Annotated in this window: 13 protein-coding genes; 8 read left to right on the plus strand and 5 right to left on the minus strand. The window is 59.1% G+C overall.

Annotated features, from left to right (window positions below):
- The first annotated feature begins 160 nt into the window (after positions 1 to 160).
- Positions 161 to 1,165, plus strand: a complete 1,005-nt coding sequence (locus NLM27_RS40260; protein ID WP_254148532.1) for an ABC transporter substrate-binding protein — start codon at positions 161 to 163, stop codon at positions 1,163 to 1,165.
- A 229-nt stretch (positions 1,166 to 1,394) separates the two neighbouring features.
- Complete coding sequence (locus NLM27_RS40265; RefSeq protein WP_254142950.1) at positions 1,395 to 2,492, plus strand: C45 family peptidase; 1,098 nt, start codon at positions 1,395 to 1,397, stop codon at positions 2,490 to 2,492.
- Between the two features lie 923 nt (positions 2,493 to 3,415).
- Here NLM27_RS40265 and NLM27_RS40270 read toward each other — a convergent pair.
- On the minus strand, positions 3,416 to 3,682 hold the full coding sequence (locus NLM27_RS40270; RefSeq protein ID WP_254148533.1) for a hypothetical protein: 267 nt from the start codon (positions 3,680 to 3,682) through the stop codon (positions 3,416 to 3,418).
- A 1,000-nt stretch (positions 3,683 to 4,682) separates the two neighbouring features.
- On the opposite strand from NLM27_RS40270, the gene NLM27_RS40275 reads away from it, so the two are divergent.
- A complete protein-coding gene (locus tag NLM27_RS40275; RefSeq protein ID WP_254148534.1) occupies positions 4,683 to 5,024 on the plus strand; it encodes a hypothetical protein in 342 nt (113 codons plus the stop codon).
- Between the two features lie 172 nt (positions 5,025 to 5,196).
- Here NLM27_RS40275 and NLM27_RS40280 read toward each other — a convergent pair whose 3' ends face one another.
- Complete coding sequence (locus NLM27_RS40280; RefSeq protein WP_254148535.1) at positions 5,197 to 7,140, minus strand: serine hydrolase; 1,944 nt, start codon at positions 7,138 to 7,140, stop codon at positions 5,197 to 5,199.
- A gap of 103 nt (positions 7,141 to 7,243) precedes the next feature.
- Complete coding sequence (locus NLM27_RS40285; RefSeq protein ID WP_254148536.1) at positions 7,244 to 8,359, minus strand: AraC family transcriptional regulator; 1,116 nt, start codon at positions 8,357 to 8,359, stop codon at positions 7,244 to 7,246.
- Positions 8,360 to 8,943: 584 nt separating this feature from the next.
- Between NLM27_RS40285 and NLM27_RS40290 the strand changes: the two genes are divergently transcribed.
- The 3 genes from NLM27_RS40290 (at position 8,944) to NLM27_RS40300 (ending at position 12,381) form a co-directional block, all read left to right on the plus strand.
- Positions 8,944 to 9,447 carry a GNAT family N-acetyltransferase gene (locus NLM27_RS40290; RefSeq protein WP_254148537.1) on the plus strand — a complete coding sequence of 168 codons (504 nt, stop codon included), beginning with the start codon at positions 8,944 to 8,946 and terminating at the stop codon, positions 9,445 to 9,447.
- A 1,139-nt stretch (positions 9,448 to 10,586) separates the two neighbouring features.
- On the plus strand, positions 10,587 to 11,192 hold the full coding sequence (locus NLM27_RS40295; protein ID WP_254148538.1) for a hypothetical protein: 606 nt from the start codon (positions 10,587 to 10,589) through the stop codon (positions 11,190 to 11,192).
- Between the two features lie 655 nt (positions 11,193 to 11,847).
- Positions 11,848 to 12,381 carry a 2'-5' RNA ligase family protein gene (locus NLM27_RS40300; RefSeq protein ID WP_254148539.1) on the plus strand — a complete coding sequence of 178 codons (534 nt, stop codon included), beginning with the start codon at positions 11,848 to 11,850 and terminating at the stop codon, positions 12,379 to 12,381.
- Positions 12,382 to 13,316: 935 nt separating this feature from the next.
- Here NLM27_RS40300 and NLM27_RS40305 read toward each other — a convergent pair.
- Together NLM27_RS40305 and NLM27_RS40310 are read right to left on the minus strand one after the other, a co-directional pair.
- Positions 13,317 to 14,168 carry an alpha/beta fold hydrolase gene (locus tag NLM27_RS40305; protein WP_254148540.1) on the minus strand — a complete coding sequence of 284 codons (852 nt, stop codon included), beginning with the start codon at positions 14,166 to 14,168 and terminating at the stop codon, positions 13,317 to 13,319.
- Positions 14,169 to 14,200: 32 nt separating this feature from the next.
- Positions 14,201 to 14,779, minus strand: a complete 579-nt coding sequence (locus NLM27_RS40310) for a TetR/AcrR family transcriptional regulator (RefSeq protein ID WP_254148541.1) — start codon at positions 14,777 to 14,779, stop codon at positions 14,201 to 14,203.
- A gap of 213 nt (positions 14,780 to 14,992) precedes the next feature.
- On the opposite strand from NLM27_RS40310, the gene NLM27_RS40315 reads away from it, so the two are divergent.
- Both NLM27_RS40315 and NLM27_RS40320 read left to right on the plus strand, forming a co-directional pair.
- Positions 14,993 to 16,096, plus strand: coding sequence for an efflux RND transporter periplasmic adaptor subunit (locus tag NLM27_RS40315; RefSeq protein ID WP_254148542.1), 1,104 nt, complete (start codon positions 14,993 to 14,995; stop codon positions 16,094 to 16,096).
- Positions 16,096 to 19,206, plus strand: coding sequence for an efflux RND transporter permease subunit (locus NLM27_RS40320; protein WP_254148543.1), 3,111 nt, complete (start codon positions 16,096 to 16,098; stop codon positions 19,204 to 19,206). The genes NLM27_RS40315 and NLM27_RS40320 overlap by 1 nt, the downstream gene beginning before the upstream one ends.
- Positions 19,207 to 19,213: the final 7 nt, after the last annotated feature.

Below are 19,213 nucleotides of genomic sequence, written 5' to 3' on the forward strand. Positions count from 1 at the left end.
CGTCCACCGCCGCTTCTGACCCTTAGCGGTCATGGTCGCAATGCAGATAGCGGATCGCCGCGCTGACATCCTGCGCCGCTACCACCCCGGACTCCCATGCCGTGATGTGATATATTTCGACCTGGATTTAGCGTGGTCCTGAGCCTCCTTGGAGGGCTGCATGAGACGGCGCCATTTCATCAGTCTGCTTGGCGGTGTGGCGGTCGCGTGGCCGCTCGCTGGGGCGGCACAGCAGAGCACCAATCGCAAGCGTCTTGCCATCTTCAGCCCAGCAGAGCCAAACGCGGACTTGCAAGAGCATAGTGAAAGCAAGAAGTACCGAGCCTTTTTTGCGGAACTTCGGCGGTTAGGGTGGATCGAAGGACAGAACCTCGAGGTCGAAAGTTACGGCCGAGAGCAAAATGCGGCAGGCCCTGAAGTTCTGGCGACGGAAATCGTTCGGAGCAACCCGGATGTCATCCACGTCGTCGGCCCTGGCGGAGCCATTTTCAAAAAGCTAACATCGCGTATTCCGATCGTAGTGATAACTGGCGACCCCGTTAAGCAAGGTCTCGCCGAAAGTCTGGCTCACCCCGGCGGCAATTTCACAGGAGCCAGCATCGACGCCGGTCTATCCATTCATGGAAAGCGAATTGCATTGTTACGTGAGATGGTTCCGTCAATGTCGAAACTTGGCTGTCTCGCGCTTCGATTAGTATGGAATGGGTCAGGCTCAGACGCTTTCCGCGCAGCTGCCGAAGCGGCGGGCCTCCCTCTCTCGGTGTCTCTATTGGAATTTAGTACCAGCGAAGCAGACTATCGGACGGCGATCGAGAGCATCTCCCGCAGCGGTGCAAATGCGGTCATGGTCCTTGACTCGCCTCAGGTTCTTCAAGACAGCACTTTGATCGCTAAGCTGCTCGGCGACGCGAAACTTCCGGCGATTTTCACATTTACCGAATCCGTCGAGGCCGGGGGCTTAATGGCCTATTTCTTCGATCTGATCGAGTTGCATAAGCGCGCCGCCAGTAACATCGACGCAATTCTCCGAGGGGCTAAGCCCGGCGACGTCCCGATCTACCAGGTAACCAGATTCGAGTTGTCCATTAACCTCAAGACAGCAAAGCAGTTGGGGCTTTCCGTACCTCACGCGCTCGTCGCAGGTGCCGATAAGATAATTGAGTGAACGAGCAAAGATCCGGTTATGGCCCCAAGCCGAACAGCGCCCAAGCTATCGAGATGTCGGCTATGGGCGGTAAACCAGACGCTAGGGAGCAGTGGCCTCCACCGCCGCTTGTGACCCAAGGCGGCCGCGCGGCTGTGGGCAGGTGTGCTGCGTTCAACAAGCGGCTTGCGGCCGCTTAAGGCTATCGATAGAGGCATAGCCTGCGCGTCCGATCCCATGAGGCACGAAGATGCCGTCCGCTGCCAAGACGCTCCGCGTCAGCTTTGTGCAATGCCGCGGCACGCCCTATGAGGTCGGCCGCGCGCAGGCTGGTGCCCTTGCGGTGACGCGCAAGGGTAAGGCATTTCTCCGCAAGAAGGTGCAGCTGCCGTCTTGGTTCAAGATTCGCAACGAGGAGCGTGCGTTCAGAAGTTATGCTCCCGACCTCTGGGAGGAGATCGGCGGGATCGCGGAACGGCTCAATATCCCGATGGAGCAAGCGGTCCTTTGTTTCGGTAACGATGGCTTGCGCATGCCGACCGGCGGTTGCTCGGCGATCATGAGCGGTGGCGTGTATGGCCGCAACTATGATTTCCGGCCACGGGGGTATGAGGCGCGGTTTGCTCTCGTGCAAGTCCGCGGCAGCTACGCCAGTATCGGCGGCAGTCACCAGTTAACTGGGCGCCTGGACGGCATGAACGAACACGGGCTTACCATCGGCTTGCATTTGGTAAAGGTGCTCCCGCGATTCCCCGGTCTCACCAGCACGTTGCTGGTCAGGCGGGTGCTCGACAGTTGCGCGACCACCGCGGAGGCAATCGATCTCCTGCGTCGACTGCCTCACGCCATGAAGTACAACTATTCCCTGCTCGACGCTGGTGGTGTGGCTGCCGTGGTGGAAGCAGGAGCTGGGGCGGTAGTCGTTCGCCGTGGCGACTGGCTCGCCTGCACCAATCATTTCCAGTCGCCGCAACTAAGGCGCCTGAACCGCCGCCCCGCGCACTCGATTGGCAGGCTGCCGCCGCTTGAAAACTGGGCTGCACGAGAACTCACCGCTGAACAGACCTTCAAGGCGCTGAACTTCTCTGCCTCGCCGGCTTTCCATAACTATGGCAACGCCCAAACGCTGCATACCATCATCACCGAGCCGCCCAAGCGACGGCTGCTAATTGGCATTGGCGGCGATGCCGCCGCACTTGAGGAAGACATGATGGACGTCGACTTCAAGCTGTGGGTTGCCGGTGAGGATCTGCCGATAGAGCATCTCAAAGGTCAACTCGGCTTAGGTTTGCCATCATCGCGGCGGCCGAGAGCGAGGCCGCAGCTCAAAGTTCAACCGAGACAGTAGGATGCTCAAGTCCGGTTGTGGCCCTGAGCTGACCTTTGCAAGATGCCGCGGTTTGTCCGCTTCTGACTGGATAGCGGCCCCCGCTATTGGAGCGGACAGAAGCCCACTGGCCTTCCTTGGCGGCTCGCATTTCCGTATGGTTATCCCATTGCGAGTGGTTCAGGAGATTGGGGTCGCCATGAAGGTCGTTTCGAAGTATCTGCCTGTCGCGCTCGTTCTTGGAGGTCTTGCTCCGAGCCACGCTCAATACCTCGCACTGGATGCTTGTTCGCGCCACACCGCCCGGGGCGCCCAATGCGCTTGTAACCACGGCGTTCGCCGCGGAGTTAATCACTTGAGCAAGCCAGGCTGGCATCTCGATGAGCGCAAACACATGGTCAGAGATGGATGGCATGTGAACTACATGAAAGGCACCCACAGCGCGATCTGCCTGCGAGATCCATAGCACGCAGTCCTGAAGGTACAGCCCTAATCCCTTGCGGAATGAACGCCTCCGGCAATACCCGCTTACTCGTGCGCGCGGGAGTGGCCGTATCAGGCAATCCAGACGACACGTCCCTCCCGAACCGTTGCGGTCGGGAAAGCTTTCGCGCGATAGGCGGCAATAGCGCGATTACCAATCATCATGGGTCGGCGCTCGCCGGAGCGAATCTGGCCCTCGATGAACCGAACGAGAAAATTTGTGGACGCCTCGGCCTCTCGTAGCTCGCCCGACCTCACAAGGAAGCCCCAAGCGATGTTGAACGAGTCCTCAATGACGCTACCCATGTGCATGACACAGAAACGTCATGCGGCGACCTCTGTTCCTATTTGCGGGTCAGGCCCTTGAACGAGCTCGCGCGCAGAAGCAGACTTTCGGAAGTGATATCCGGTAGTCGACTTCGGGAAAGAACTTCGGCCACGAGCCTGGCCCTAGCCTACTCTCAGCCCGGCTGTACCTCATTCCGCAGCGGCTGTTTTTCCAATGCTGGGCTTATGAGCCAAAGTTCCAAATCGCTGCCTTCAAGGCGACGACTTGGAAACAGCCCCCCGACTGATCGAGCCACCAAACGATTCCGGCGCTCGCTCAGCTTTTTGCAGAGCGACTTGGCATCGGCCTCGTCACGACATTCCACGACCAGGTTGCCGTAATCGATGGTCCAGCGTTCCGCGTTGTTACGTTGCCCGTTCGAATATGGACGTCGAGGCATGGACACCTCTCAAAGGGATGCTGAAATGTTCCGGTTTTGAAATGACCGCCAAAAATTCGGCGAGAAAATTGCTGCAATCTATCCGCATTGAAGCCCAGACCGCCGACCATGTTAATCCCGTAGAACTACTGTTTTGCGGTAAGATAGCATGGCCTGTAAGTCCGCGTCGATACGCTTCGCCACTTACGCACTCACACGATCGACGATCATTCCGACAAGGAAACGGCCTCAGCGGCACCGGGGGGATATGCTGAGGCCGGATCAATGCTTCACCGCATACGCGGCGGGCGGAAACTGAACGCTGACCAACCGAGCCGGTTCCTATTCGCGCGCACCGAGCCCTTCGTGACCGGTCGCAGGTGCTGCTTTTGGTACAACCCGCGCGGCCGGTGCGGCGGCTCCCGCGGGGTGAGGCTACTCATTTTGCCTTGAGCAATTGACGTCTGTAGGTCCCGTTGGGTCCAAGTCGCTCCCATGCGGCCAAACAGAAACGCGACAAGTCCTCACCGTATTGACGGAGTAGTTCTGTCTCGATCTTGCGGCCAAATGCTAACTTCTCTGGATCGTCGAAAAGTTCCCCAAGCCGAGCTGCGTTTGCCTCAGCGTCTGTCGCATCCTTCATGACCGTGTATCGGGGACAAGAGTCATTGAAGCTGACTAACGACGCCATTGTCAGGACGGTGATGGCGTCTTTCTGCGTGTCGTTTAGCGCAACTGCAGGGCTCACGGATAACAACGTCATCAGTCCTGCAATTCAAGTCTTGGCAAAACCACGTCTTATCCTGGTATTTTATGATTGATCGGGTCCACCCGGCGGAAGCCGGCGGGCCGCGATGGACTACCCGGGGCGTAGCCGTACTCACACTCTGCGACAACTCCGTCGGGCTTCAAGAGGCTTGGGTTGCGCTGATCCAACTTCCCTTCAAGGCGTTCCAGTGCTTATTCTCCGCAAGCACCCCGAATCGACGTGAGCGCCATCCTTCGGGAAGAGCGAGAGGCCATGGGCGATCAGGCGAGAGAGGCTGTCGAGCTCCTGCTTAAGAAGCGCCAGTCGGACAATCGACAATCCTATCTTGTCCGCGGCCGCCGGTACGAACAGTTATCCGACAACGATGTTCGAAGGCTCTGGGCTGAACAAATGAACCGCTGGGCTGACGACTCCTCCGTGTTCGATCAGAAAGCACTCAACGATCTTAGCGTCGAGATGCAGTTGCGTGAGATGACGCCGCCTATCGACCAGATCGCCGAAGCAAGACAGAAAATTCTCGAAAAATCAGAAAGGGCCTTGGCGACAATTGTTTCAGGCCACCAGCAGACCGACAGCAACCGGACCCGAAACTAGGGCATGTACTCATAAGTGGTCCAGCTCTCAGCTTTTGGCTGAGGAGCGGACATACCGCCCGGAGGCGATTGAAGTCAGCTCATGACCCGAAGCGGAAGTCGAGACCGTCTCACATTGGGTGATTGTCGACATCTTACTATTCGGGCCCCATCTCATTAGCTGTCCGTGGTTCCTATTGGATGAGCGCGCCGCGTTGCTCCCATGGTCCGAGGTTGAGAACCGCGCCGTTGACCTTGCCGGCGGCGTCGCGAGTGAAGGCAATCCGCGTATGATCGCCATTCTTGACGTAGAATTCATCGTTCGAGAGGGCTGCCACCGGCGTCGTCTGGCCCTTGTCGAAATCGAGGATTGACCAACCGCCTGTTGCCTCGACGACGAGCTTGCCGTCCGCGACACGGACTTGAAGCGCGACACTGTGCGAGGGGACCGCCTCCCGGGTAAAGGCGATCACGATCAGATCGTTCTGTGTCGCGCGGATGATCTTGAGCTTGATCGCGGCATTGACCGGACCGGAAATCCGACGAAAGGTCGCTTCCAACGTCAGGCCCTTGATCGACTTGTCGTCGATCGCTGTGATGAGGTCCCCCGCCATGACGCCTGCTTTCGCGGCAGGGCCGGCGTCGGTCAATTTGATCACCCTGAGACCATCGGTCTCTGCGACAACGGATTCAAGCCCGGTCCAACTATTCCCGTCAGCGACCGAGGTCTGTCTGTCCAGCGAGCTTGCAGACCCACCGAAAACATAACGTCCAACGTATTCGGTGAGGGCGCCGGCATTTCGTTGCTCGGCTGCGACCGGCGCTGGCGCTTCAGGCACCTTCAACGCCGCATAGGGTAGGCGACGAATGGCGTTGAAATAGAAGCCGTTCTCACTGGACTGGCGGCGCTGCATCATCATGATCAGGATCAGCTTCTGTACCGGGTCTACCGAGAAGAATGTGCCCCAGCTTCCCTGCCAGTTGAAGCTTCCGACCGCGCCCGGGATTAAGCTGAAGTTCGGATTGGTGCGAATGGCGAAGCCCAGACCCCAACCCGTCCCATAGGCCGCACCGACTTCGTGTCCCGCGAAGTGGATATCGGGCGGCATCGAATTTGTCATCATGAGCCGGACCGTTTCCGGCTTCAAAATGCGCACGCCATCGAGTTCGCCGCCATTGAGCAGCATCTGGCAGAAACGCAGGAAATCGGGGACCGTCGAGACGATCCCTCCGCCGCCCGAAAAGAACGTTTGCGGTTTGCCGACGTCCCCATCCCAAAAAAGAAGTCGGGGCTCTGCACCCGGCACAGCGACGAGACGGTCGAGTTTATCCGGGGGCACCGAGAAGCCGCTGTCGACCATATGGAGCGGCGCGAACAGGCGGCTTTGCAGAAACTGATCGAAATTCTGGCCCGATACGACTTCGATGACGCGGCCGAGAACATCGTAGCCGACAGAATATTCCCAGACTTCGCCCGGCTGATGCAGCAGCGGAAGTGTGCCGAGGCTCGCGACAAAGGACGCGATAGGCTTGTCGCGGCGGAACGGCGCCTTGGCGCCGTAGAGTACGTGAATCGCGGCATTGCCAAATCCGGGATCGGCATAGTCGGGGGACGCATAGACCAGACCGGAGGTATTGCGCAGAAGGTCCCGGATGGTCATCGCCCGCTTGGCCGGTTCAAGCTCAAGGAGGATCGCGTCTCCGGTCGCCGGATCGGTCTTGACGACCTGCATATCCTTGAGCTCCGGCAAATATCGCGCCACGGGAGCGTCAAGCTCGAGCTTGCCTTCATCGACCAGCATCATGGTGGCGACGCTGGTGATCTGCTTGGACATCGATCCGATGCGAAAGATCGAATCCGGCCGCATCGGAATTTTCTTGTCGTGGTCCTCAAAGCCGGTGGGCTGCAGATATGCGAGCTTGCCGTCCTTTACGATTCCAACGACAAAGCCTGAGGGATCGCCCTTTTGGCTCTGCGCCTCGAACCAGGAAGTCATGCGCGCCAGCCGCCGCGCCGAAAATCCGAGGATGTCCGGATTGCCGACGATCTGCAAATCGTCGGCAAACGCCGCACCCGCCAGGCAGAGCGTAAGCATCGTCAGCGCGGTCAATGGAAAGGCAAGCCGCTGATATCGCATGGACAGCCCCCGTTATCGCAGCTATTGCGAGAAGGATTGCCTCAATCTGTCAGATGCTTTCAATTCCTTCTCGCCGATTCCTGCAATCTGGCTGGCCGATTCCTCAATTCGACTGGCCGATCTTCGATTGGTCGTGTCCCGGGGCTGCATTTCCCGCCATTGCGAGACGGCGGAATTCGGTTGGGGTTAAATCTGTCGCGGCCTTGAAGGCGCGATTGAACGGCCCGATCGACTGGAAACCTGTGTCCATGGCAATCGTCAGCACCGGGACTTCCACTTGTTCGGGGTCCACCAGCGCTGCCTTGGCTTCCTCGATCCGGTAGTGGTTGAGAAACGCATTGAAATTGCGGTAGCCGAGGCCCTCATTAATGAGCTGCCGCAGCCGGTATTCCGGCACGCCAAGCTCGGCGGATAGGGATCTGATGGTCAACCCCTCACGCCGGTAGACGCGCTCGACGGTCATCAGCTGTTCTAACCGGCGCAAGAGAGCCGGTTCAATCGCGGCAGGCTTGCCCTGATCGTCAGATGCCTTGGCTGGCGCGTCCAAGGGGACATTTGTCGCGGGCAGCAGGATCGAGCCTTTCCGCGTCCCCGCCTCCAGCAGATTCCACGCGCTTACGCCGACCAACACCAACAGAGTGAACGCGTTGGCGACGCTGGTCATGGAAAAAGTGGGAATCGAGGGCTGCTGCAAGAAGCTGACATAATAGTTGAGAACGGTTTGGGCAGAAGCTCCAATCAAGACGACTAGCCGGAGCCCACGTCGGCCCTGCACCAGGTCAGCGGGCCAGGTGAAAAGCGTCTGCGCCACCGCCAACAACGCCAGGCCGAGAGAGGTAAACGGCAGTGTGCGTTCGATGGCACGCTCAAACGCGGCCGATCGTGTGATGCCGCTGGCGTCCAGCCATTGTGCGACGGCGACGGCCACCCACAAGACGCCATGCCAAGCCCGTGGCACGAAATCGTCATCGAAGGCAGCACGCGCCCATAGCCAGAACACGACAGAGTTCGCGCTTGACAACGCGAGCAGCAAGAGGCCCCACCACGCAAATGGCCGCGGGAACGTCGGCGCCGAGCAGATCATCGAAGCTGCAGCGCCGATCGCGAGCGCGGCGCCCAGCAGCGCGGCCGTGCTGTCGCGGCGATCGCGCAGCGCCATGGCTGCGAGCAGCAGGCACAATGCGATGACGGCGCCCCGTAACCCCAGGTCGATCGACATCAAACCGCTGGTGCCCACGACCGGAAATACTCCGAATGTCATTGTTGACGCAAAAGCCGTGGGTTTGCTCATACGCTGTTGACACGGCCGATGTCGACTCGGCGGATAATTTTGAAGCGGCTGCGAACTGGACGGGAGGTGCCGCGCCGCAAACCAAGAGATAATGTGTGTTCCCAACCGACGCGCCTAAAAGCCGAGACTGTCCGGCCGACGGTCTGCAAATCGTCGCCAGGCGCCACACTCGGTAGGCAGTCCGCCGTCATGCATGATGACCGTATGATTTCGCTGGGGCGCTCTTCAGACGATCCTAACCAGGATGGTCTGGCCAAGAACCCGGACCCGGCTCAGAATCTAAGGTCTGAAACTAGCCCTCGCTCACTTCGCCGCAATGACCACTTCCGGTTTTGACCCTTAGCCGAAGGTCGATTGAGCGCGTGTCATGTCGACTGTCAGGGGCAAACCGGACGCCGATCCGACCTTGGCGTCCAACGCTGCTTGTGACCCAAAGCGGCCGAAAGGGTGCTAAGTTTGCTTGCAGTATTCCGGTTTAGGATTCGACTACGATCTACTTTGAAGGGAGACTATTGAGCTACGAACTTTTGGCAGGGGCAACTGTAATGATAGTCCGCGCCATGGCGCCGAGCGATGCTGACGCAATTCATGCCATCCACGGCATTTGCCTCCAACGCACACTATTGGGCCGCTATACCCGCGATCAGATAGAGGCATGGATGGCGGGTCGGACGCCTCAGGGCTATCTCCGGGCAGCGGCAGCTGGCGAACGCTTTTTCGTCGCCGACGATGCTGGGCTGGTGATCGGTTATGCCTGTTGGCAAGAGGACGAATTGCTCTCGCTTTTCGTGCATCCCGATTTCCAGCGTCGCGGCATAGGGTCGGCTCTCCTGTCCGCATGTGTTGAGGATGCCACGCGGAGGGGGGCGATCATTTCGGTCGTGAAGTCTGTGCTCGGAGCAGAAGAGTTCTATGACCGTCATGGATTTGCAGTTGTTGGCTTGGGCTCGACCACCAAGCGAGGAGTGATCATTCCAGACACGCGGATGCAACGCGTGGCTTGCGAGCAGGGGTAAAGCAGCCCAGTTGCGCTCGTCCTGAGTTCTTCAGCCTTTGACCCTGGCTGTGTAAAAACTCAAAAATCGAAGCTCGACAAAGAATGATGTTTTTCAGTTCGATCTCTAAGTTGAATTCGCTTGCGCGTTGAGCGACTAACGCGGTCTTGGACGAATAACTTCTTCTATCGCGATTGAGCGTCTTCGCGTTTTCACACAGCCAAGACCCATTGCGGACATTCACCAGCCGAGATAAACGTTTAGAATGAACACGGCTCGTGTTGCAACTTTGATTGCCCTGCTTCTCTTAGCATCGACAGTGGCGACATGGCTGTTGCTCGACCCTCCAAAGGCTTGCCCTAGTTGGTCCCCGCTCTGGATTTTGCTGCTTGGGTGGACCGCTCCATGTTTGGCCATCAATTGCTTCATGGTGGTTCGATGGGACTGGTGTGTTCGAAACGCGACGGAGTCCTTCATAAATGCAATCCCGGTGCCGACTGAGTACGGTATGATCCGTGTGTGCATCCTCAACGCTGTGGTCTCCCAGCTTCCTTTCCTTTTAACCATACGCTGTATGGTCATGTACTAACCGCTAACTGTGTTGCGGTCCGCACACCTTGCATTCCAAAGAAGCCCGCTTGTGGTCCTTAGCGGACTAGCTAGGGCGAACTGGCGATGTTCGGTCTTGAAGCCTAAACGGACACGGGCCTACCTCCGCGCGGGCTGATCGGGTTTATGAGTACACGCCCTAGTCGGAAGCCCCGTTCATATCAGGCCAAGCAGATTACAAAGATCGCGTTTGAAATCGCAGGTATCGGTTAGCCCATCTTCGGTTGCAGGCTCTGTTATATCCAGAAAAACCTGTAGGCCATCGCTGGCTAAACTTTCCTCGATACAGGTTGGCGTAAGGTATGAGTGATACGCCCTGATGGGCCAGATGAGCGCGCTGAAGATATTGAGCGCAGTTGCTGACATGAACCTTACAGATCGCGGTTTGGACCTCCGTCACGAACCGGCAGCCATCCTCGGGCTCACTTGGTCGGCATCACGTTCGTTACCGATGCCCCTCCTCCGATTGGCTCAAATTAATCCTGCAACCAAAGTTAGGATCGGTCTCCTGATTGGATCGACCCACAAAGGCCATAGGCAAGGGCGCGGCTATGACCGGTCTGATTCTGATGCTAATGGGGACGACAATCATCCTCTTCAGCTTGTGGCTAAAACCACCGCTAACGGCCAACCGGCAATTTTGGGGGGCACCAACCGAAGGGGCGGCAGATATCGCAGCGCGCTATCCAGGGCCCATTGCCCTTCGTCAGCCCCCGTGGCGCTTTGTGGCGCTCACTTTAGGGAGTCTGTTTGGTGTGGCCGCTGGCTATCGGATGACCGTTACTGGACAGGGTGCGACCGTTCTGTGGGGCTCCAGCCTGATGAGCGCGTTCTGCGCTTTCGTCGCCATCAAAGGCTTCCCAGTGCTGACTCTTGATGCCACCGGCTTTGAACTGCGCAGTCGGCTTCGCACTGTCCGTCTGAATTGGCACGATGTGACGAGGTTCTATTGCGTTCGATTCATGAGCCTTGGCGGAAAGAATAATTTTGTGAGATACGAGGCCACCCCCGGACAGCCCTGGTTGATGTTGGGCGGCTTCAACATCTCTGCGGAGGAACTTGCAGAGCTCATGACATTGTGGCGAGCTCAAGCTCTGCGGCAGAAGTCGCCGCTTTTCATCCGAGGCCAGCCATTGAATAATCTGGAAATCACCTAAGAAGTCCGCTGTTGCCCCGTAGCTGATTCGCCGGGTGTCCTTGCGATGGATCAATCAGGTGTGCTTGACGCGAGATGTTCGAACCTGAACTGGAAAGGGTATCAACGACTGGCCGTATTTGTCGCAGGACTTGGCGTCGGCAGCTTTTTCTTCTGCTTCATATTGAGCGGATTGCTGTTGTATTCTCATCGCCCAGTCCATCCGGACGTCACCCTTGGTTACACATATTTGTTTAAGATCAAGTCGCACGAAATCTATGGAAACTATTTTGAGCTGGTGGCCGTAACCATAGGGCCTTGGGCTTCATGGATTTGTGGCTTGATCGCGGGGTCGTTTGCATCCTTGTTTGGGATCAGCCGAAATTCACGCACGTTGCGACTGCATATATTTGCAGGGGCCGTGACGTCTTTGGCCTTTAACTTGGCGGCTTGGCAAGCTTGTACGTACCTATTCCGACCCTAAGTCCAACGCACTCTGGCAGCTTCCTAAGAGCATTCGGATCATCAGCTCGGGATCGATCAAAGGCCGACCGATACTGCTGTAGAAAATCGGACGCGAGGCTGCGCTCGCTTCGCTGCCCAGAGCGGCGGATTCAGACGTCGGACGAGCAATGAGCGAGTTGCTGTGCGCGGCTAGGCACTGTTAGTATCGCGCCATGCCGTTCGCGATTACACTCCGCTTTGATCCCATCAGCGCTGTCCCTATCGAAGCGATGTGGCGCAAGCTGGCAGCCGACGGAATTGACGCCGATCGCTACCAACTTGGCTACGCTCCGCATATCACCCTGGCGATCTACCCCGACGAAACACCCCTCAACAGGCTACGCACCGCGCTTAAAGATACATGCCGAAATTGGGAGGCCCTTCCTGTTCGCTTGAGTGGATTAGGTGCTTTTCCGGCGGGCGGCGTCGTTCTATGGGCGGTGCCCGTTGTTACGGCCGAGTTGCTTGCCCGGCATCAGGCCATACAAACCGCACTTCCCGACCTTAATGCTCATGCGCATTATCGACCGGGAGCTTGGGTGCCTCACGTGACGCTATCGGGTGCCTTGCCTGACCCGGGGCTGGCCCTCATGGCTCTCCTACCAAATTGGGAGCCAATCACAGGCTTTCTCGACCGGGTGGACTTAGTGAGCTTCCGTCCTGTCGAAGTGCTGCAGAGTTTGGCGTGCGCTCGGAGCGCTACATAACCCAGAAAACTTCGCGCCGAACCCAGCTTCTTGGTACTAGGCCTTCTTCCGGTGCCAAATGCCGATCCGGATGTCGCTTCTTGGCCCTAAGCCGAATAAATACTCAAGCCATCGAGATGTCGGCTATGGGAGGTAGACCAGACGCCAGGCCGCACTGGCGTCACCCGCCGCTTATGACCCATAGCGGACTGCGAACTGAGGACAAGCTGCGCAAGCTCGCGGATGGACACTTGGCTCAAGGTTGTGTCATATTTGTTGCGCAACCACAAAAATCAGGCCGCTCAATGAATCGCTTGCTGTACATTCTAACCACTGCTCTGCAAGTTCTGCTTGGCGCCAATCTAGCTGGGTTTTTGATGGGAGGCGCCGAAGGCGCCGTGAATCGCTTGCCGTACATTCTAACCACTGCTCTGCAAGTTCTGCTTGGCGTCAGTCTAGCTGGGTTCTTGATGGGGAAAGGCGCCGGGGACATTCTCTATATAGGTCTACTCGCTTTGTTTTTTTCGTTACTTTTTTCGACCGTACGGTTGCGTCGGAGAGGCCTGTCGCTCAACGCAACCTCGGACGAGTATCGTCGTCAGGTGAGGTCGCTTCGCGACGAGGTGACACGAGTTTGATCCTGGCAGCCAAGTGTTACCTAGGCCAGTGAACGGTCATTTTGACCCTGAACGGGCAGTCGCTCAATGGACTGTTGGCGACCTCTTTCATACAGTGTCGCCTCTTGGCCCATCGCGACATTTTCTGCAGTTGCACAAGGGCGGTCGGGATCGGAGGACAGCGGACATCGCCGACGGTTTATGAGTACGCGGCCTAGTACGCCACTCTCGAATCGAGGAACTAAAAGTGGCGAAGAACTGAGGTCCTCGGCCCACTCATTCATGACCTGCCAAAAGCGCTTGAACATCACTGCGCACTGCTGTGGTTGACCATTGAGGTCATTCCGTCGCCAAAATCACGCGAGCCAGCTCCGACGGATTCTCGACAGCTGAGAAGTGGCCAGTGTTCCTGAGTGTCACCATCTTCGAAGCAGGAATCAGCGAGCGCGTACGTTCGCGTTCATCTGGCCGTGACCAATCGCTGTCGCCATAAATGAGCGTCACAGGCGCCGAGATCTGCCGATAATAATCCCGTGCTTTGCTCCAGGATCGCCAGCCTGCCAGCACCTTGCGTGCGCCCCGCTTGTATCCGGGGCGACGGGCGACTTCACCGAACTCGGCAAGCAGATCCGCCGGCAGTTTGCGCGGATCGTGATATCCGCCGCCCATGATCTTGCCGAGCACGATCTTGTTTTCGAGCGATGCATTGATCGCGCCGAGCACCGGGATTTGCAAGCTTCCGATGATGAAATTCGAAAACCAGTTGCCGCGTCGAATACCGTCTCCATAGCGGGTCTCGTAATCGTAGGGATTGATCGCATAGACTTGCTTCACGCTCTGTGGAAGCGACGCCGCCACCGTGAGGGCCAATGCGCCGCCGATCGACTCGCCGACGATCGTGACGTCCGAAAGATTGAGTTTCTCGATGAAGCGAATGACGGCTTGCCTGAAGTAGGGTTCGTCGAAACTCGCGCCCGAATCGATCGGGGAGTGGCCGTGGCCCGGGAGATCGATGGCGTAGACCGTGTGCGATCTGGCGAGGAGGGGCGCAAGCGCGCGGAAATACTCGAGCTGCGTCCGGATCGTATGGATGAGGAGCAGCGGAGGCCCACTGCCGGTCTTCTGAAAACGTACGCTTAGCTTATCCGATATCTTCAGCAAACTTGGTTTGGCTTCGATCACGCTGAGCATTCGATCTCTCCGTGCTTTGAGGGGGCGCGCCTTCAGGCGGCAGCTGCGTCGCGAACCTGTTCGGCCGCGGCATCCAAAAGCGCCTGAGCCAGATCGGGGTCGTTGACGACGCGCGATAGCGTCACCGCGCCGACCATCGTCGCGAGAATGGCCATGGCCTTGCCGCGGGAGGCCTCGTCGCCGGTCCCGGCGATGAAGCGGTCGAGCACATCGAGATGCGCTTTGATTCCCGCTTCGAATTCCGCCTTCACCTCGGGGCCTTGCCGGGCGGCATCCGAGCCGAGCGCCACGATCGGGCAGCCGTCCATCTTTTCACCGCGATGGTCGCCGCTGAGGTAAAACGAGATCACTGCGCCGAGTGGATCGTCAGGATGTGCCGCTGCCGCGTCCGACCATCGGCCGGAAGCGCTCTCCAATGCGCGCTTGGACGCCTCAACCGCCAGATCCTCTTTTGATGCGAACTGCTTGTAGAAGGCGCCTTGGGTCAGCCCGGCACCGTTCATCAGATCCTTGAGCCCGATGCCATCAAAGCCGCGCTCCCTGAAGAGGCGACTAGCCACATTGATCACGGTTTGGCGGTTCTCGGCCGCCTGAGTGCGACTGACTCGCATCGTGGATCTCCATTTGGATTTCGTTCGACTTCTATACCCAATATAGAGTTCGAATGCAATCTATCAATCGAGGCGGCTGGATTTGGCCGCCGCACGACGAAAGATCTCGCCTTTTCGGGATCACCTTTCCGTTATTTTGCAAAATTAGATTGTGGTCAACATCTATATCGCATATAGATGTCGTACGAAATCTAAAATACAAAGGAGACGGACATGAAGAGGGGTATTGCGGTGCTCGCTGGTGTTTTGGTGCCGGCGGGGGTGGCGACCTTCGTTGCTCTTGCGATTCCCGCGCATGAGGCCTCCGCCGTCATCGACCCGAGGCAGGAGCCCCCGATGGTCCGTCTGGCGACGGCCGCGCGCGTCAGCGGATCCGAACGCCGTTTCACCGGGACCATCGGCGCGAGAGTGGAAAGCAATCTCGGTTTTCGCGTTGCCGGGAAGATCGTCGAACGACTCGTGAATGTCGGTGAGCAGGTCAAATCCGGCCAGGCGCTGATGCGGATCGACGAAACCGACCTACGTTTGGCGGTGGCAGCGAAGCGCAACGCCGTCGCCGCTGCGCGTGCAGTTGTCGTTCAGACCGACGCCGACGAGCGGCGCTACGCCAACCTTGTGAACGAGGGATGGACGTCTAAACAGCGCTACGAGCAGGCGAAGGCCGCATCGGACACCGCCAAAGCGCAGCTTGCCGCGGCGGAAGCCGAAGCAGGGGTCGCCGAGAACCAGGCAACCTATTCCATCCTGGTGGCTGATGCGGACGGAACGGTCGCTCAAACACTTGGCGAGCCGGGACAAGTGGTCTCCGCCGGCCAAACGGTCGTTCGGCTGGCACAGTCCGGTCCTCGCGAAGCTGTGGTGGCGCTTCCCGAAACGATGCGGCCGGCGATCGGTTCGCTCGCCGATGCAAGCCTCTATGGGAGCGAAGGGCGCCGCCATAGCGCACATCTTCGGCAGTTGTCGGATTCCGCCGATCCGCAGACCCGCACCTATGAGGCCCGCTACGTGCTCGATGGTGACGCCGCGGCGGCACCACTTGGCGCGACGGTCACCATTCGGCTTGCAAACCAGGATAGTCAGCCCGAACTCCAGGTGCCGCTGGGAGCCGTGCTCGATGACGGCAGGACGACGGGCGTTTGGGTCTTCGACGGCGCCACCTCGACCGTACGCCTGCAGCCCGTCACGCTTCTGCGTGTGACCAGCGAAACGGCCGTTATCTCCGGATCGAACTCCGGTGACCAGATTGTTTCACTCGGCGCTCATCTCCTGCACGAGGGCGCTCGCGTCCGGACTGCGTCGGAAACCAGGAGCAACTGATGAGCTTCAATCTTTCCGCGCTCGCCGTCCGCGAGCGGGCCGTCACCCTGTTCTTCATCCTCCTGCTGGCGGCCGCAGGCGCCTACGCCTTCATCATGCTCGGGCGTGCCGAGGACCCGTCCTTCACCATCAAGACCCTGACGGTCACCACCGTGTGGCCGGGCGCGACGGCACGCGAGATGCAGGACCAGGTCGCCGAACCCCTGGAGAAGCGGATTCAGGAACTGACCTGGTACGACCGGGTGGAGACGACAACGCGGCCCGGTTATGCCTACATGACGGTGACGCTGAAGGACAGCACGCCGCCATCGAGCGTGCAGGAGGAATTCTATCAGGCCCGCAAGAAGCTGGGAGATGAAGCGCGCAAGCTGCCCTCTGGCGTGCTCGGCCCCTTCGTCAACGACGAATATTCGGATGTGAGCTTCGCCCTTTATGCCCTCAAGGCCAAGGGCATGCCGATGCGCGAGCTCGCCAGGCAAGCCGAGGTCATCCGTCAGGACCTCCTGCACGTGCCCGGCGTCAAGAAGATCAACATCCTCGGCGAACGTCCCGAGCAAATCTTCGTCGAGTTTTCCTATGCCAAGCTGACAACCCTCGGTGTGTCGGCAACGGATATCGTTGCCGCCTTGCAGCGGCAGAACACGGTGACACCGGCAGGCTCGATCGACACCAAGGGGCCGCAGGTCTTCATCCGGGTCGATGGCGCTTATGACAGCGTCCAGGCGATTGCCGACACGCCCATCGTCGCTGCCGGGCGAACGCTGAAGCTTTCCGACATTGCCGAGGTCCGCCGCGGCTACGAGGATCCACCCACCTATATCATCCGACACCAGGGTGAGCCCACCATCATGCTCGCGGCGGTGATGCAGGAGGGCTGGAACGGTCTGGCGCTCGGCAAGGCGCTGGAGGACAGGTCCGCAGCCATCGCTGGGACACTGCCGCTCGGGATGACCCTGGCCAAGGTCAGCGATCAGGCCGTCAACATCACCTCGGCGGTCGACGAGTTCATGATGAAGTTCGCGATGGCGCTCGGCGTGGTGCTGCTGGTGAGCCTGCTCAGCCTCGGCTGGCGCGTCGGCATCGTTGTCGCGGCTGCCGTTCCTTTGACGCTGGCCGTCGTGTTCCTCATCATGTTGGAGACCGGCCGGTTCTTCGACCGTATCACCCTCGGCGCCCTTATCCTGGCGCTCGGTCTCCTCGTCGACGACGCCATCATCGCGATCGAGGTGATGGTGGTGAAGATGGAAGAAGGCATGGACCGCATCTCGGCGGCAGCCTATGCGTGGAGCCACACTGCGGCGCCGATGCTGTCCGGAACACTCGTGACGATCGCCGGTTTCCTGCCAGTGGGCTTCGCCCGCTCGACCGCCGGCGAATATGCCGGCAACATCTTCTGGGTCGTGGGCTTCGCCCTTATCGTCTCCTGGATCGTCGCGGTGATCTTCACGCCCTATCTTGGCGTCAAGATGCTGCCCGCGATCAAGCCGGTCGAAGGCGGTCATCACGCGATCTACGGAACGCCCAACTATCAGCGCCTGCGAGGCCTCATCACCTTCGCCGTCCGCCACAAGTTCCTGACCTGCAGCATCGTCGCCGTCGCCTTCGCGCTTTCCGTCGTCGGCATGGGCGGCGTCAAGCAGCAGTTCTTCCCGACCTCCGACCGCCCCGAAGTGCTAGTGGAGGTTCGCTTGCCGGAAGGCACCAGCATCGAGACGACGACGGCCACCGTCGAGAAGCTCGAGGGCTGGCTGCACGATCAATCCGAGGCCAAGATCATCACGAGCTATGTCGGTCAGGGTGCGCCGCGGTTCTTCTTCGCGATGGCGCCGGAGCTGCCGGATCCGGCCTTCGCCAAGATCGTCGTGCTGACACCTGACGCGGAAGCGCGCGAAGTTTTGAAGCACCGGCTCCGGCAGGCCGTGTCACAGGGCCTTGCTCCCGAGGGCAATGTGCGCGTCACCCAGCTCGTGTTCGGACCCTATACGCCGTTCCCGGTGGAGTTCAGGGTCATGGGACGAGATCCCACTCAATTGTACGCGATCTCCCAGAAGGCTCTCGAAGTTATGCGTGGCGTTCATGACGCGCGGCAGGCAAATCGGGATTGGGGCGATCGCACGCCCGTGCTTCGCTTCATCCCGGATCAGGACCGACTGAACCTGATCGGCCTGTCGCCGGCCGAGGTGGGCCGCCAGCTCCAGTTCCTCCTCACGGGCATCGCCGTGACGCAGGTTCGCGAGGACATCCGCAATGTCCCGATCGTGGCACGTAGCGCCGGTGGCGAGCGGCTCGATCCGGCGCGTCTGGCGGATTTCTCGTTGATGAGCCGGGACGGCCGTTCGATTCCGCTCGACCAGGTCGGCCATTCGGAAATCCGACTTGAAGAGCCGATTATGAAGCGCCGCGATCGCACCCCCGTCGTCACGATACGCTCGGATATCAATGAGGCGACCCAACCTCCGGAGGTCTCCAAGGAGATCAAGACGGCCCTGCAGCCCCTGATCGCATCTCTTCCGGCCGGCTATCGTATCGAGCTGGGCGGATCGATCGAGGAGGCAACCAAGGCCAATGACGCGTTGGCGACGATCTTCCCGGCCATGATTGCCGCCATGCTGATCGTCGTCATGCTGCAGGTGCGATCCTTCTCGACGATGGCCATGGTCGTGCTGACGGGACCACTTGGCCTCGTCGGCGTCGTGCCGATGTTGCTGATCTTTCACCAGCCGTTCGGATTCAACGCGATTCTGGGCCTGATCGGACTGGCGGGCATCCTGATGCGCAACACTCTGATCCTGACCGAACAAATCAAGGAGAACCTTGCCGCCGGACTTGATGACTATCACGCCGTCATCGAGGCGACGGTGCAACGCACGAGGCCCGTGATCCTCACCGCATTGGCCGCCGTGCTGGCCTTCATCCCGCTCACGCATTCCGTGTTTTGGGGATCGATGGCCTATACGTTGATCGGCGGCACCGCAGTCGGCACGGTCCTGATTCTGCTGTTCCTTCCCGCGTTCTATGCCGCGTGGTTTCGGATCAAGCCGACCGCAGACAATAAGGACGAGGCTTCGCGCGAGAAGCCGGAATTGCAACCAGCATTGGCAGCCGAGTAAGGCTCTG

It is taken from the genome of Bradyrhizobium sp. CCGB12 (genome assembly GCF_024199845.1).
GTDB lineage: Bacteria > Pseudomonadota > Alphaproteobacteria > Rhizobiales > Xanthobacteraceae > Bradyrhizobium.